Here is a 13,758-nt window from a genome sequence, read left to right as displayed (position 1 = left end):
ATCAGCTCACCTCGAAACCGGTGCCCACGGATGGCGCGTGGGCGAGATCCTCGCGCGAAACGCCGTCCACCCTCGCCAGCGGCGGACCGTCCTCGAGCCATTGCGCCAGCGCCTCGAGCGCCTGCGCCTCCCCCACCGCCAGCACCTCGACGCGACCGTCGGCCAGGTTCTGCGCATGCCCCCGCAGCCCCAGCGCAAGTGCCTGCGTGCGCGTAGCGGCCCGGAAGCACACGCCCTGCACGCGACCGTCGACGAGGAAGCGCGCGGCCGGCATCACGCCTTCCCCGCCTCCTTCTCCGGCTCCTCGGCCGCCGGCGGATCGAGCGCGGGCCCGCCATTGCTGGCGATCGCGGTCTCGATCTCCTTCGCGGTGACCGGTCCGAGGAACTGGCGGGCGACCTTGCCGTCCGGAGCGATCAGGTAAGTCATCGGCAGCCCGCGCGGCGTCTCGAAATCGGCCGGCGGCGCGTACACGTCGATGATCGCGATCGGGTACGCCACCGGATGCTCGGCGAGGAACGACTGCATCGAGGGCACGTCGATCTCCTCGTAGGCCAGGCCGACGACGGTGATGTGCTCGCGCATGGTGTGCAGCGCCGACAGCTCCGGCATCTCCTTCAGGCAGGGCGAGCACCAGGTCGCCCAGAAGTTGACGACCACCCACTTGCCGCGGTGTTCGGCGAGGTCGTACTGGCCGCCGTCGATGGTGGCCACCTGCAGGCCCGGCTCCTCGGGCCTTGGCGCCTGCTCGGCATCCTCCGCCGCATCCGGTTGCGCAGGATCGGCGCCGGTCGTGGCCGGCGTTCCGTCCGCGGGTGGCGAGGCGGGTTCGGCGGGCTGGTCCGCGGCCGGCTGGCAGGCCGCCAGCAGCAGGGCGATGAGGATGACACCAGAGACACGGCGTTTCATGCGGCTTCCCCTTTGCAAGGATAGAGATGGGCGACGTTTCGCTTGAGCAGCGCGCGCAGCGGCAGGCGCAACTCGTCCAGGGCGGCGATCGCGGCGGCACCGAGCGCGTCGTCGCGACACGGCAGCCAGGCTTCCGACACCGGGATGCGCAACTGGCAGGCCTCGTACAGGTCTGCGAGCGTCAGCGTGTCGAGGTCGCGCGCGAGCAGCCATTCCCCGCTCTCGGCGCGCTTGAGCAGGTCGATCTCCGACAACTGCGCCAGGAACTGTTTGAGCTGGTTGTCGGTGAGCATCGGCTCGATGTCCAGCATCTGTTCGGTATGCAGGCCGCGGCCGCCACGCCGCGCCTCGGCGAACCGGCCGAGCAGGCGCAGCAGGCCGTAAAGCTCGTAGCCCTCCGGCAGGCGCATCGCCGCCGGCTGGTAGCGGAACGCGGAGATCGCCGAGGCGAACGAGGCACCGAGCAGGATCGCGACCCACCCCAGGTAGATCCACAGCATCAGGATCGGCAGCGCCGCGAGCGCGCCGTAGATCCGCTGGTAGCTGGTGAAGGTGCCGAGGTAGACGCCGAGCGCCCACTTGATCAGTTCCAGCAGGATCGTCGCCAGCAGCGCTCCGGCGAAGGCGTGGCGCAACGCCACCGACCGGTGCGGCACCACCCGGTAGAGCGCGGTGATCACCATCAGTTCGATCAGGACCGGGGCGACGCGCAGCGCCAGCCCGGACAGCAGCTTGCCCTCGCTGGTGGAGAACACCGGCAGCGCGAACACCCAGGCCGACATCGCCAGCGACGCCGCCGCCAGCAGCGCGCCCAGCGTCAGCACCGTCCAGTAGACCAGGAACCGGCCCAGCTGCGGGCGCGAGGACGGCACCCGCCAGATGTGGTTGAAGGTCGCCTCGATGCTGTTGAGCGTGATCAGCAGCGAGACGATCAGGCCGATCGCGCCGGCCACGGTGATCGTGGTGGCGTCGCCGACCAGCCGCAACAGGGTGTCCTTGACCGTGCTGGCCGCGCTCGGCACGAAGTTCGAGAAGATGTACTCGGTCAGCTGGTCGCGCCATTCCCCGAACACCGGGAATGCCGAAAGCACGCCCAGCACCACGATCGCCAGCGGCACCAGCGCGAAGATGGTGGTGTAGGCCAGCGCGGCCGCCGCCTGGAACAGGCGGTCGTCGAGGAAGCGCCTGGCGAGGAAGCGCGCGAACGTGCCGGCCCGCGCGCGGTCGCGCATGCGGGACTTCCACAGATCGAGCATGGCCATCGGCTGCATCGGCGAAGCGTAGCAAAGCCGGCGGCGCGCATCGGTGAGCGCCGCGCCGAAAGCCTGTCAAAATGACGTCTCGTCCCTGGAGCCGCGCATGCCCGACATCCTGGTGCTGTACTACAGCCGCAACGGCTCGGTCGCGCAGCTGGCGCGGCAGGTCGCGCGCGGCGTCGGCGAAGTCCCGGGCATGGCCGCGCGCCTGCGCACCGTGCCGCCGGTGGCGCCGGTGACCCGGGTCGCCGCCCCGCCCGTCCCGGAGGAAGGCGCGCCCTACGTCGAGCACGCGGACCTGGCCGAATGCGCCGGCCTGTTGCTGGGCAGTCCGACGCGCTTCGGCAACATGGCCGCGCCGCTGAAGCACTTCATCGACGACCTGGGCGCGGAATGGGCCAGCGGCACCCTGGTCGGCAAGCCGGCCGCGGTGTTCACCTCGACCGCGACCCTGCACGGCGGCCAGGAGGCGACCCTGCTGACCATGCTGGTGCCGCTGCTGCACCACGGCTGCGTGATCGCCGGCATCCCCTACACCGAACCGCTGTTGAGCAGCACCCGCAGCGGCGGCACGCCCTATGGCGCCAGCCACGTCGCCGGCCAGGCGGACGACCCGGTGCCGAGCGACGAGGAAGCCACGCTCGCCCGCGCACTGGGGCGACGCATCGCCACGCTCGCCGCGAAGCTCGCCTGATGCTGCGCGTCGAACGCCCACCGCGCCTGCTGCTGTCGGCGACGCTGGCCGCGCTGGCCGCGCTGTACCTGGCATGGTTCCACGGCGATCCGCATTTCGTCGCGGCGATGATGGTGTTCGTGCTGCCACTCGTGCTGCTGCTTGGCGGCGCCCTGCTCGGCAGCCCGAAGGCCGCGTTCTGGGCCGGCGTGCTGGGGCTGCTGCTGTTCTGCCACGGCGTGATGACCGCATGGTCGGAGCCGGGGCAAAGACCGTTCGCGCTGGCCGCGACCGCGTTGTCCGTGCTGCTGGTGTTCGCCTCCAGCTGGCCCGGCTTGCGGGCGCGCTTCGGCCGCAGGCGTTGAATCACCGCGGACGCGCCGCCGCGACATCCAGCACCGGCGCGCCCCCGCGCCGGCAGGGAGGACCGCAATGGAAGAACTGCTGATCGTCACCACCGGTGGCACCATCGACAAGATCTACTTCGACGACAAGTCGGACTACCAGATCGGCGACCCGCAGATCGGGCGCATGCTCGAGGAACTGGGCGTGGCCTTCCGCTATCGCGTGATCCCGATCCTGCGCAAGGATTCGCTGCACCTGGGCGACGCCGACCGCGAACTGGTGCGCGCGACGATCGCCGCGCAGCCGGCGCGGCACGTGCTGGTGACCCACGGCACCGATTCGATGGTGGCGACGGCGCAGGTGCTGGCCTCGATCCCGGGCAAGACCATCGTGCTGACCGGCGCGCTGAGCCCGGCGCGCTTCCGCGGCTCGGATGCGGAGTTCAACATCGGCACCGCGGTCGGCGCAGTGCAGTCGCTGCCGCCCGGGGTCTACATCGCGATGAACGGCCGCATCTGGGATCCGGCGAAGGTGCGCAAGAACGTGGACGCCAACCGCTTCGAACCGATCGACTGAAGGCCCGGCGGGTCAGTCGCCGCGCATTGGCATCGGCCGGATCGGGTCGATGCCCTTCATCCGGTCGACCTCGATGTATTCGACGTCCGGGTCGTCGTCGAACGCCCGCATCAGGGAAATGGCGGCCTGGCGATCGAGCGGACGCTCCGCAGTGAACAGGTCCGCGTCCACCGCCAGTCGCCGCTGCCAGCTCAGTTGCGGCGGCGGCGAGACCGCTGCCGCGGCCGCGGTGCGTTCGAGCCGCGCCGGCACGGCGGCCTTGTCCCGTCCGGGTTCGCTGTCGGCGCGATAGCGGACGATGAAGCGCTGGAATGGCCCTTCACCGGTCAGTTCGAAGGAAGCTGGGGCCACGGGAGGATCTCCGGTTGCGGTCGCGCAGGCGGCAAGCAGCAGGCAGGGCGGCAGCAGGCACCAGGCGAACCATCGGCGCAATCTCCAGCGTGTTGCCTGCATGAGCGGCCTCCGCGAAACGTGTGGGACCGGACTATCGGGTCCGGGCTCCATCTTCCCCGGGCAAGCGGAAGACAGCAAAACCGCATCGTGCCGCAGCTGCCGTTCCAACCGGATGAACGTTGCCGGGCGATGCCCGCCGGGCCCGTGAAGCGGGCGGAAACAAGAGCGGCCCCGGAAACCGGGGCCGCAGGACTGCAATCGCGACGTGGCGCAAGCCACTTCGGTCAGAACGTGATGCTCCAGCGGTTGAGCGTGCCGGTATCCGCCCCGGCGTTGTCCGACACCTGCAGCAGCCAGGTGCCGTTCTTGGGTTCGCTGGACAGGTCGACGGTGTAGGTGGCGTCGATGTCGTCGGCGCTGCCACCGCTCCGGTTGTGCAGCACGTAGCTGCTGCCATCCGGCGCCACCAGGGTGACGATGAGGTCGCCGATCCAGGTGTGGGTGATGTCGACGTACACCTCGGTCTCGGCCGAGGCATTGCCGCTGGCGCCGGAGACGGTGATCGGGCTCTCGATGCCGGCGGGGGTGTTGTCCGGGATCGGGAACGGCGTGTCGTTGCCGTAGGTCTCGCTCAGGCCATGGGTCGCGACCAGGCGCACGCCCGAATACGCGGCGACGCCCTGCAGCAGCACGTAGTAGGTGCCCGGCTCCGGATCGGCGATGACGATGGCCTCGTTGTTGCCCGGGCGGGTCGAACGCCAGTCGTAGGCCTCGGCGGTCGGCACTTCCTCATGGCTGACGTACAACGAGACGTTGCCGGTGCCGGCGTAGGTGCGGAAGCTCAGCGGCCCGGTTCCGTTCTCCGGCACCACCAGACGGTACAGCGTGGCACTGCCGGCGGCGCCGGAGAGCCCGCTTACCGTTTCGCCATTCACCAGGTCGATGGCATCGGGGATGGCCGCCACGTCCACCGTGGCCGAATACGCGTCGGTGTTCGCATCGGCGTCGGTGACCGTCAGGGTCACCTCGTAGCTGCCGTCCGCCGCATAGGTATGCACGGGGTTCTCTTCGGTCGAGGTGTTGCCGTCGCCGAAGTCCCAGGCATGGTCCAGCGTCGCGCCGTCATCGGTCGAGGTGCTGGTGAAGGTGACGCTCAGCTCCTCGGCCGTCCAGGTGAAGCCGGCGACCGGCAGGGTCGGATCGGTCGGGGTCGAATCCAGGCCGTCGATGAACTCCGCGCCCGTGCCCGCCGGGTCGAGCCAGGTGCTCAGGCGCGACGCGTCGGTGCCACCGCCGGTCCAGGAAGTGAAGACGCGGCCGTAGTAGTCGCTGTGGTCGTCGCCGCTGGTGGAGCACGACGCCAGTCCGCCATGCAGCTGGCCGATCACGCGGCCGTCCGGGCTGTACAGCGGCGACCCCGACGAGCCGCCCTCGGTGGTGCCGGGCTGGTTCCAGAACACGTGCAGGTGGTCGGTGCCGGTGGCGAAGTAACCGCTGATCAGCAGCGGGTTGGACGAATGGGTGATGCGCTTCTCGGCCACGCGCGGGTGATGGATGCCGGTCGCGCCGGGGAAGATCATGTCGCGACGGTCCCAGCCGGACCAGTAGAGGTTGAATTCCTCGTCCGCAGGTTCGTCGAGCTCGAGCAGGGTGAAGTCGGAGGCCGAGTAGCTGGCCAGCGGCGTCGCACCGGTCTGGTTCTGGTCGAGGCTGCCGTCGCCGTCGGCGCCGCTCTCCGCGCTGCCGGGCGTGCGGCAGACCGAGTTCTGGTAATTCCAGTACACCACGATGCTGGCCGCGGCGTCGGCGGTGCCCATGCCGCAGTGGTTCGCGGTCAGGAAGTACATCGACTGGTCGTTGGCGGTGTTGTTCACCAGCGAGCCGCTGCAGTAGAAGGTGCCGAAGCGCGAGTACGCGCCGACCGAGCGGATCTGGTCGCGCCACTCGTCGCCCTCGGGACAGACCACGTCGATGTTGCAGCTGCCGGACACGCCCGCGGGCTGCACCATGCCGACGCGCGCCAGCCGGTCGAAGCCGACGTAGTCGTGGTTGACGCTGGTCAGGCGCAGCCTGAGCTCACCCGCCCGCTCCTTCGGCACCACCACCTCGATCACCGCATGGTCGCCCGACACCACCGGCGTCCAGAGCTTGCGGTGCGGCTTGTTGTCGTCGCTGGTGAAGGTGCGGATCAGCTCCTGGCTGGCATTGCGCGACAGCCCGGCCGGATAGACCAGCATGTGCCCGCCCTCGGGCATGACGTACTCGCTGAAGCCGAAGTTCAGCGACAGCGCGTCCTTCGACTGCACGCGCAGGCGCCAGACCAGCCGGTCGCCTACCGCATCCCAGTCGCCCGCGGTGGCGGGCGTGATGTCGACCGCGAGCGGGGCGGCGAACCGCACCGGCGCATTGGTCAGCTTCGCCGAGCGCCGCGCGTCCTCCGCCCGCAGCCTGGCGACATCGACGCCGGGCATGCTGCGTACTTCCACGGTGTGTTCCGCGGGCAGCCGCTCGCTGAAAGCCGCAGGTCGCGCGTCGCCGGGCGCGGCCTGCGCCGCTCCCGCCGCCAGCATGCCCGCGATGATCCAACCGGTGATCAGTTTCATTCCGTCGACTCCTCTTGCGATCGGCTTTCGCCATCAAAAAGAAAGGCGGCACGCCGGTTGCCCGGGGTGCCGCCCCTTTCACCTCATCTTGCGGTGATCCTCGCTTGGTGCATCAGAACGTGATGCTCCAGCTGTTGATGTAGCCGGTGTCGCCACCCGCGTTGTCGTTGACCCGCAGCCGCCAGGTGCCGTTGCGCGGCTCGCTGGACAGGTTGACGGTGTACGTGCCGATGATGTTGTCGGCGCTGCCGCCGCTGCGGTTGTGCAGCACGTACACGCTGCCGTCCGGCGCCACCAGGTCGACCTTCAGGTCGGCGCGGTAGGTGTGGCGGATGTCGACCGCCACCGGCGTGTTGCTCGGTGCGTTGCCGCTGCGACCGGAAACCGCGATCGGGCTTTCGACGGTGCTGTTGTCGCTGATCGGATAGTCGGTGCCGTTGCTGTAGGTCTGCGAGCCGCCGCCACCGCCGGCCGAGTAGGAGCCGGTGAGGGTGACGCCCGAATACGCCGAGTAACCGCGCAGCATGACGTGGTAGGTGCCTGCCTGCGGCGAGGCGAACGAACACGACTCGCTGTTGCCGTTGCGGTAGGGGCGGCAGTCGTAGGCCGACGTGGTCGGAGCCGAGCCGAAGCGCACGTACAGGTCGGCATCGCCGCTGCCGCCGGAGGTGGCGATCACCAGGTTGCTGGCGCCGGCCGGGACATTGATCGTCCAGAACTGCGTGCTTCCCGATGCGCCCGAGATCCCCGTGACCGGCACCCCGTTCTGCAGCACGCTGCCGCCACCGCCGCTGCTCACCGTCACCGATTGCGTGCGGGTGTTGCTGGCGCCGTCGTCGTCGGTGACCGTCAGCGACACGGTGTAGGTACCCGCCGCCGAGTACGTCTTGCTGGGATTGGCCGCGGTCGACGTGGTGCCGTCGCCGAAATTCCAGCTGCGCGAGGCGATGCTGCCGTCGCTGTCGGTGGAGGTGTCGGTGAACTGCACCGTGAGGCCGCTCGCGGACGAGGTGAAGTTCGCGGTCGGCGGATTGTTCACCGGCGGCGTGCCGCCCATCGCCGCGACCACCGCGGCATTCGCATCGACGATGCCGGCGCCGCAGCCGCCGCTGCAGTTGCCTGGCAGCGAGCGCGCGGTGTCCTTGAGGATGGTCTCGACCTGCGCCGGCGTGAGCGGCGTCGGTGCCACCGCCTGCATCAGCGCGACCACGCCCGCCACGTGCGGCGCCGCCATCGAGGTGCCCTGGAACGAGGCGTAGGACTCGGTGGTCGGGGTGGTGCTGCCGGCGTTCACCGTCGACCACACGCCCTCGTTCGGCGTGGCGGTCGAGGTGCAGCCGGTGTTGCTGGCATTGGGCACGCAGGTTTCGCCGCCGGGCGCGGTGACGTCGATCAGGCTGCCGTAGTTGGAATACCAGGCGCGGTTGCCCTGGCGGTCGTTGGCCGCCACCGAGACGATGTTGGCGCAGTTGCCGGGCGAGAAGCCGGAGACGTTGGCGTTGTCGTTGCCGGCGGCGATGACGATCGTGCTGCCGCGGTTGACCGCCGCGTTGATCGCGTTCTGCCACGAGGTCGAACACGCGCCGGAGCCGCCCAGGCTGAGGTTGATCACCTCGGCCGGATTGGCGTTGGCCGGCACTCCGGACACACTTCCGCCCGAAGCCCAGGCGATCGCGTCGATGATGTCCGAATCGTAGCCGCCTCCGCGACCGAGCACGCGCACCGGCACGATCTTCGCGTTGAATGCGACGCCCGCACCGCCGTTGTTGTTGTTGGTGACCGCGGCGACGGTGCCCGCCACGTGGCTGCCGTGCCAGCTCGAGGCGTAGCCGCCGTAGTAGTCGCCCGGGTCGCTGGGATCGCTGTCGCGGCCGTTGCCGTCGCCGGCGACCGATGTGTTGGAGATGAAGTCGTAGCCCGCCAGGCGATTGGCGTTGAGGTCGCTGTGGCTGACGATGCCGGTGTCGAGCACCGCCACCACCACGCCTGTGCCGGTGGACTTGTCCCAGGCAGACGGCAGGTTGAGGCCGCCGGTGGCCTCGTGGTAATGCCACTGCGAGGCGTAGCGAGGATCGTTCGGGGTCAGCAGCGGCTTGTTGATCTTGTCGACTTCGACGTATTCAACGGCCGGGTCGGCCGCGAGCTGGCGCATCAGCGTCTCGGCATCCACGCGGTCGAGCTTGCGATCGACCCGGATCACGTCCGCGCCGATCACCAGGCGCCGCTGGTGGGCGATCCGCGGCGCACCCGTGGTCCGCATCGCCGGCGAGGCGCCGACCAGCGCCTGCGCGGCGGCATCCAGCCCGCGCGCGCGGATCGCGGCGTCGGTCCGTGCCGGGGCCCCCGCCTTGTACTTGACGATGAACTGGTCGAACGCGGTGGCCGACTGCAGGCCATCGAGGTCTGCGCGGCCCGCCAGGGCCGGTGCGGCGACCAGCGAGGACAGGGCAACGGCAGTCGCGGCTGCAAGCGCATGCAGGCGTGCAGGATGCTTTGAGACTCTGGACATCGGAAGCTACCCCCGGAAAAAAGAAAAGCCGCCTGGGCGGCGATCGGCCGGCCGGCACGGGACCAGAGGGGTGGAATCGGCGTGGAACATCCCTGTGTCTCGCGTCACTCGACATGAATGCGAACTGACACAACCGTCCGCAAACTGACGCTACACGACACCTGAACCGTGCCGCAACGGGCACATGGGAATCAGTTGCATGTGAAATCGAGACATGTGTCACGATTTCAACATGTCGAGCGCTGTCTGTTGCTCTACAGCATTCCGGTTTCGAGGCGCGCGGCCTCGGACATCATCATCCGGTTCCACGGCGGATCGAATACGAGCTCGACGTCGGCTTCGTCGACGGTGGGGATCAGTTCGAGCTTGCTGCGTACGTCCTCGACCAGGATTTCGCCCATCCCGCAACCGGGCGCGGTCAGGGTCATCTTCACGTCCACCGCGCGCTGCCCGGGGGCGAGGGACCGGACCACGGCCTCGTAGACCAGGCCCAGGTCGACCACGTTGATCGGGATTTCGGGGTCGAAGCAGGTCCGCAGTTGCTTCCACACCAGCTGCTCGACCGCGGCATCGTCGGCGCCGTCCGGCAGCGCCAGCGGCTCCGGCGGTTCCTTGCCGATCGCGTCGGCGTCCTTGCCGGCGATCCGGAACAGGTTGCCTTCCACGAACACCGTCCAGCTGCCGCCCAGCGCCTGGGTGATGTAGCCGACGCTGCCGGCAGGCAGGGTCACACCCTCGCCCTGGGGGACCAGGACGGCCTCGCAATCGCGCTCGAAGCGCACCGGCTCACTGCTGCGGGAGTACATGGGAAGTGGATGGGGACGATGGCCCGTGGTGCAAGCCGCCCATTGTATCGCCGCGCGCCCGGTATCCTGAGCGGCCCCACGCAACGCAGCCTTCCGCATGACGCCATCGCGCCGCCCCGCTTCGTCCGCCTTCGCCATGGCGATGCTGCTGCTGGGCAGCCTCGGCGTCGCCGCGGCCTGGGTGCTGGTGGCGATGGCGCTCGATGCGCAGAGCAGCTGGATGGCGCTGGTCGCGGCCGCGGACGCGGCGCTGATCGTGCGCCTGACCCGGCTGCGACCGGGTGTTTCGCGCGCGGTTCTCGGCGTGCTGTCGACGCTTCTCGCCATCCTGGTCGCGAACTGGGGGATCGTCGCGGCCTGGCTCGGCGCCCACATGGGGCTGCTGCCCTGGGAATCGATGCTCAAGCTCGGTTCGGGATTCGCACTGCTGCTGGCGCGCCTGTCGAACTCCACCGCCGACCTGGCGTGGATCGCGGCCGCCCTGGTCGCGGCGGCCATCGCCTCGCGCTGAGGCCCGCTCAACCGGCGGGGAACAGCTCGTCGAGGCAGGCGCCGAACACCTGCATCGCCTGTCCGATCTCGCGCGTCGACAGCCCGCAATAACCCATCAGCAGACCGGCGCGATCCGGCGGATCGGCATACAGCGGGTCGATCGGATAGAGCCCCAGTCCGCGTCCGCGCGCCAGCGCGATCAGCGTCTCGCCGTCCGCACGCGAGCGGCCACGCAACCACACCACCAGATGCATGCCCGCCCGGGAGTCGGCGATGTCCAGCCGTCCCCTCCCACAGGCCTGCAGGCCGGCGATCAATGCCGCCCGCCGTTCCTTCAGGGTCTTGGCCGTGCGTCGCAGGTGGCGCTCGAATCCCCCGTCGCGCATGAAGTTCGCCAGCGCGACCTGCTCGATCGCCGGCGAACCCAGGTCCTCCGCCCATTTCGCGGCCAGGAAATCCGCGCGCAGCGCCGGTGGCATCAGCAGATACCCCATGCGCAGCGCCGGGAAGATCGCCTTGGAGAAGGTGCCGACATAGACCACCCTGCCCTGTTCGTCGAGCGAGCGCAGCGCCGCCAGCGGCTTGCTGTCGTAGCGGAACTCGCCGTCGTAGTCGTCCTCGAACACCCAGCTGTCGTGGCGGCGCGCGTAATCGAGCAGTTGCAGGCGCCGCGCAAGGGACATGACCGAGCCGGTGGGGAACTGGTGCGATGGCGTGACGCAGACCAGTCTCGCCGGCGGCACGGGCAGCGCGTCGCACCGGATTCCCTGCGCGTCCACCGGCACCGTGCGCACGCGCGCGCCGTGGATCGCCAGCACCATGCGGATGGCGAAGTAATGCGGTTCCTCGATCGCGGCGGCGTCGCCGGGATCCAGCAGCACGCGCGCGGTGAGTGCCAGCGCCTGTTGGGTGCCGGCGACGACGAGCACATCGTCGGGCGACGCCCGGATGCCACGACGCCGCGCCAGGTAGTCGCAGATCGCTTCCCGCAACTCGGGCAGGCCCTGGCGACCCGGATAATCCGGCCGCGTATACCTCGCGGCCCGCGAAAGCGCGCGCGCCCACGCGGTGGTCAGGGCCGGATTGGTCAGCGGCACGCCGTACTGGAAGGAGAAGCGCATGCCCGGAATCCGCAGGCCGGGGATCCTGCTGCCCTCGTAGGTTGCGCGGGCGCGTCGCGCATACGCGGACTGCGGCGGCGCGTCGGTCCGGGGCGGCGGCGGCGCCGGGCCATCGTGCATCGGCGGCGCGACGTAGGTACCGGAGCCGACCAGCCCGTCGACGAAACCTTCGGCGCGAAGCTGCTCGTAGGCCGCGAGCACGGTGTTGCGCGAGACGCCCAGTTCGGAGGCCAGCCAGCGGGTCGCCGGCAGCCGGCTGCCGGGCGGGAACTGTCCCTGCAGGATTCCTCCCCTGAGCGCACGGGTGAGCTGCGCGTGCAGCGACCCCTGACCATCTAGCACCACGGCGACCACTTTTTCGGACCGGAATGGTTCCATTCGAGCGCGGGTGATTGGCCCCTGATAGTACCAATACGGCCCGATCAGATGGAGCCATTCCCTGCGCCAATTCCCGCGGCGCCCGGCGGCGGCTGCGCCATGGGCGGTCCGGATTGGCTCCATCGTCGCGGCGCGAACAGGTTCTCGCCGATGGCCGACAGGTGCCTTGCAATAAGCCGGATCCCTCCACCGGAAGCGACATGTCCGCACCCGGCATCCTCCCCCGGATTTCCACCAACCCGACCGGCCTGGTCCTCACCGGTGGAATCATCGCCGCCACACTCGACCTGGCGTACATCTGCACCCTGGTCTACGCGCTGCATGGCCTGGGTCCCGGGTGGATCATGCGCAGCATCGCGGCCGGCTGGCTGGGACGCGAAACCGCGTTCGCCGGAGGCACCGGCGTCGCCCTGCTCGGCGCCGCAAGCCACTACGCCATCGCGATCGCCATGGCATCCGTGTACTACCAGGCCGCGAAGCGCATGAAACCGCTCGCTCGTCGCCCGCTTCTGTTCGGACCGGTCTATGGCATCGCCCTGTATCTGGCCATGACCTTCGTGATCGTTCCGCTTTCGGCGGCCGGCACCGGGACGTGGCAGTGGCACTGGACCCAGCTCGCGCACCTGGCCGCGCACATGTGGCTGGTCGGGCTGCCCTGTGCGCTCGCATCCGCACGCGCGTTGCGCGAAAGTCCGGCGTAGACCCCCGGGCGACGTTCGATCACTCCCCTTCCGTTCCGGACGCCGGATCGGTGACTTGCAGCGATGGCGATGACGGCTTCACGACGCTACGGTACGCCGTCTCCCAGAATGGCTGCAGCAAGCCCGGCTCCTGGAAGAACGCGACCGCGCTGCCCCTTGCCGATGCAACCGGGCTCAGGATTGCGCTGTGCCGGCGCACTCCGTCAGCCGCGATCCGAGTGATTGCAGCGGAGCTCCGTTCGACACGGATTCGACGAACGCCACCAGGCCCGCACGCTCCGGGTCCAGTTCCTGCGGCAGCGCGAGCCGCACGTCCAGGGCCAACCGCGCCCGTGAGAATTTCCACGGGCCCTGCAGCACGCGCACCACCCGGTCGTGCCGCAACCTCTTGCCTGCGTTCTCGCCCGCCTGGACCGTGCTGAACAGTGCGTCCTCGTAGACCGCGAGCCAAACCCACGCATCGTCGCCATCACGCAGGCGACCCTCCACGCCAAGGGTGACCTGCGCCTCCCTGCCGACCATGCGATGGCTCATGCGCAGCGTTACAGGCGCCGCCCCGGTCCTTGCGGCTTGCAGCACGCGGTTCACGTTGCCGTCGGTCGAAGTCCCGCCTCGCCAGCTCACCGTGACTTCTTCGCCGACCATCACCTGCGGCGTGTAGATGACGCGCTCGCCGGCCCTGGAAACGCGAAGCTGCTGACGCTGCGTGTGCAGCCTGCTCGCGAACCGGTCCGGCCATCCGATCTCGTCCCAGTAGTCGACGTGGAACGCGAGGAAGTTCGCCTCGCCTTCCTCTCGAACCGCGATCTCCGACAGCCAGCGATCCGCTGGCGGGCAGTCGCTGCACCCTTCCGAGGTATACAGCTCGACGAGGGGAATGGTCCTGCTCCCGCTCGCCGTAGTGCACACGGTGGCCGACGCCAGCAACGGCGACAGCAGCATCGGGAACATCGACAACGTGGCAGCGCGCTTCACGCCTGCGCTCCTTTCGGGCAA

14 protein-coding genes are annotated in these 13,758 nt (G+C 69.4%); 5 read left to right on the top strand and 9 right to left on the bottom strand.

What is annotated here, in order from left to right; all coding sequences use genetic code 11:
* Position 1: 1 nt before the first annotated feature.
* Genes FZO89_RS18165 through FZO89_RS18155 form a run of 3 tightly spaced genes read right to left on the bottom strand, consistent with a single transcriptional unit; the run spans position 2 to position 2,180 of the window.
* A complete protein-coding gene (locus tag FZO89_RS18165) occupies positions 2 to 274 on the bottom strand; it encodes an acylphosphatase (protein WP_149104871.1) in 273 nt (90 codons plus the stop codon).
* Complete coding sequence (locus tag FZO89_RS18160; protein WP_149104870.1) at positions 274 to 909, bottom strand: TlpA disulfide reductase family protein; 636 nt, start codon at positions 907 to 909, stop codon at positions 274 to 276. Before FZO89_RS18160 ends, FZO89_RS18165 begins: the two co-directional genes overlap by 1 nt.
* Positions 906 to 2,180, bottom strand: a complete 1,275-nt coding sequence (locus FZO89_RS18155; protein ID WP_149104869.1) for a YihY family inner membrane protein — start codon at positions 2,178 to 2,180, stop codon at positions 906 to 908. Before FZO89_RS18155 ends, FZO89_RS18160 begins: the two co-directional genes overlap by 4 nt.
* A gap of 88 nt (positions 2,181 to 2,268) precedes the next feature.
* On the opposite strand from FZO89_RS18155, the gene wrbA reads away from it, so the two are divergent.
* The 3 genes from wrbA (at position 2,269) to FZO89_RS18140 (ending at position 3,759) form a co-directional block, all read left to right on the top strand.
* Entirely contained in the window at positions 2,269 to 2,859 is a 591-nt protein-coding gene (gene wrbA / locus FZO89_RS18150; RefSeq protein WP_149104868.1) for an NAD(P)H:quinone oxidoreductase, read from the top strand.
* Entirely contained in the window at positions 2,859 to 3,203 is a 345-nt protein-coding gene (locus FZO89_RS18145) for a DUF2069 domain-containing protein (protein WP_149104867.1), read from the top strand. The genes wrbA and FZO89_RS18145 overlap by 1 nt, the downstream gene beginning before the upstream one ends.
* 67 nt (positions 3,204 to 3,270) lie before the next feature.
* Entirely contained in the window at positions 3,271 to 3,759 is a 489-nt protein-coding gene (locus tag FZO89_RS18140; protein WP_149104866.1) for an asparaginase domain-containing protein, read from the top strand.
* A gap of 12 nt (positions 3,760 to 3,771) precedes the next feature.
* On the opposite strand, the gene FZO89_RS18135 is transcribed toward FZO89_RS18140, so the two are convergent.
* From FZO89_RS18135 to sufT, 4 genes are all read right to left on the bottom strand, one after another.
* Entirely contained in the window at positions 3,772 to 4,110 is a 339-nt protein-coding gene (locus FZO89_RS18135; RefSeq protein WP_149104865.1) for a hypothetical protein, read from the bottom strand.
* Positions 4,111 to 4,436: 326 nt separating this feature from the next.
* Positions 4,437 to 6,755 carry a proprotein convertase P-domain-containing protein gene (locus tag FZO89_RS18130; RefSeq protein WP_149104864.1) on the bottom strand — a complete coding sequence of 773 codons (2,319 nt, stop codon included), beginning with the start codon at positions 6,753 to 6,755 and terminating at the stop codon, positions 4,437 to 4,439.
* Positions 6,756 to 6,867: 112 nt separating this feature from the next.
* Positions 6,868 to 9,264, bottom strand: a complete 2,397-nt coding sequence (locus FZO89_RS18125; RefSeq protein ID WP_149104863.1) for a S8 family serine peptidase — start codon at positions 9,262 to 9,264, stop codon at positions 6,868 to 6,870.
* 254 nt (positions 9,265 to 9,518) lie between these two features.
* Positions 9,519 to 10,070, bottom strand: a complete 552-nt coding sequence (sufT, locus tag FZO89_RS18120; RefSeq protein WP_149104862.1) for a putative Fe-S cluster assembly protein SufT — start codon at positions 10,068 to 10,070, stop codon at positions 9,519 to 9,521.
* A gap of 97 nt (positions 10,071 to 10,167) precedes the next feature.
* Between sufT and FZO89_RS18115 the strand changes: the two genes are divergently transcribed.
* Positions 10,168 to 10,581, top strand: a complete 414-nt coding sequence (locus FZO89_RS18115) for a hypothetical protein (RefSeq protein ID WP_149104861.1) — start codon at positions 10,168 to 10,170, stop codon at positions 10,579 to 10,581.
* Between the two features lie 7 nt (positions 10,582 to 10,588).
* On the opposite strand, the gene pdxR is transcribed toward FZO89_RS18115, so the two are convergent.
* Complete coding sequence (gene pdxR / locus FZO89_RS18110; protein ID WP_149104860.1) at positions 10,589 to 12,061, bottom strand: MocR-like pyridoxine biosynthesis transcription factor PdxR; 1,473 nt, start codon at positions 12,059 to 12,061, stop codon at positions 10,589 to 10,591.
* A gap of 200 nt (positions 12,062 to 12,261) precedes the next feature.
* On the opposite strand from pdxR, the gene FZO89_RS18105 reads away from it, so the two are divergent.
* Positions 12,262 to 12,762: a hypothetical protein gene (locus tag FZO89_RS18105; RefSeq protein ID WP_149104859.1), complete on the top strand. Its 501-nt coding sequence runs from the start codon at positions 12,262 to 12,264 to the stop codon at positions 12,760 to 12,762.
* A 174-nt stretch (positions 12,763 to 12,936) separates the two neighbouring features.
* Here the strand turns inward: FZO89_RS18105 and FZO89_RS18100 are convergent, their stop codons facing one another.
* The gene (locus FZO89_RS18100) at positions 12,937 to 13,737 is read right to left on the bottom strand and encodes a DUF1223 domain-containing protein (protein ID WP_149104858.1); all 801 of its coding nucleotides are present in this window, start codon (positions 13,735 to 13,737) and stop codon (positions 12,937 to 12,939) included.
* Between the last annotated feature and the right edge of the window lie 21 nt (positions 13,738 to 13,758).

Source organism: Luteimonas viscosa (assembly GCF_008244685.1).
GTDB lineage: Bacteria > Pseudomonadota > Gammaproteobacteria > Xanthomonadales > Xanthomonadaceae > Luteimonas > Luteimonas viscosa.
The sequence above is the reverse complement of the archived record's forward strand: the minus strand, read 5'-3'. Positions and strand labels throughout refer to the sequence as shown.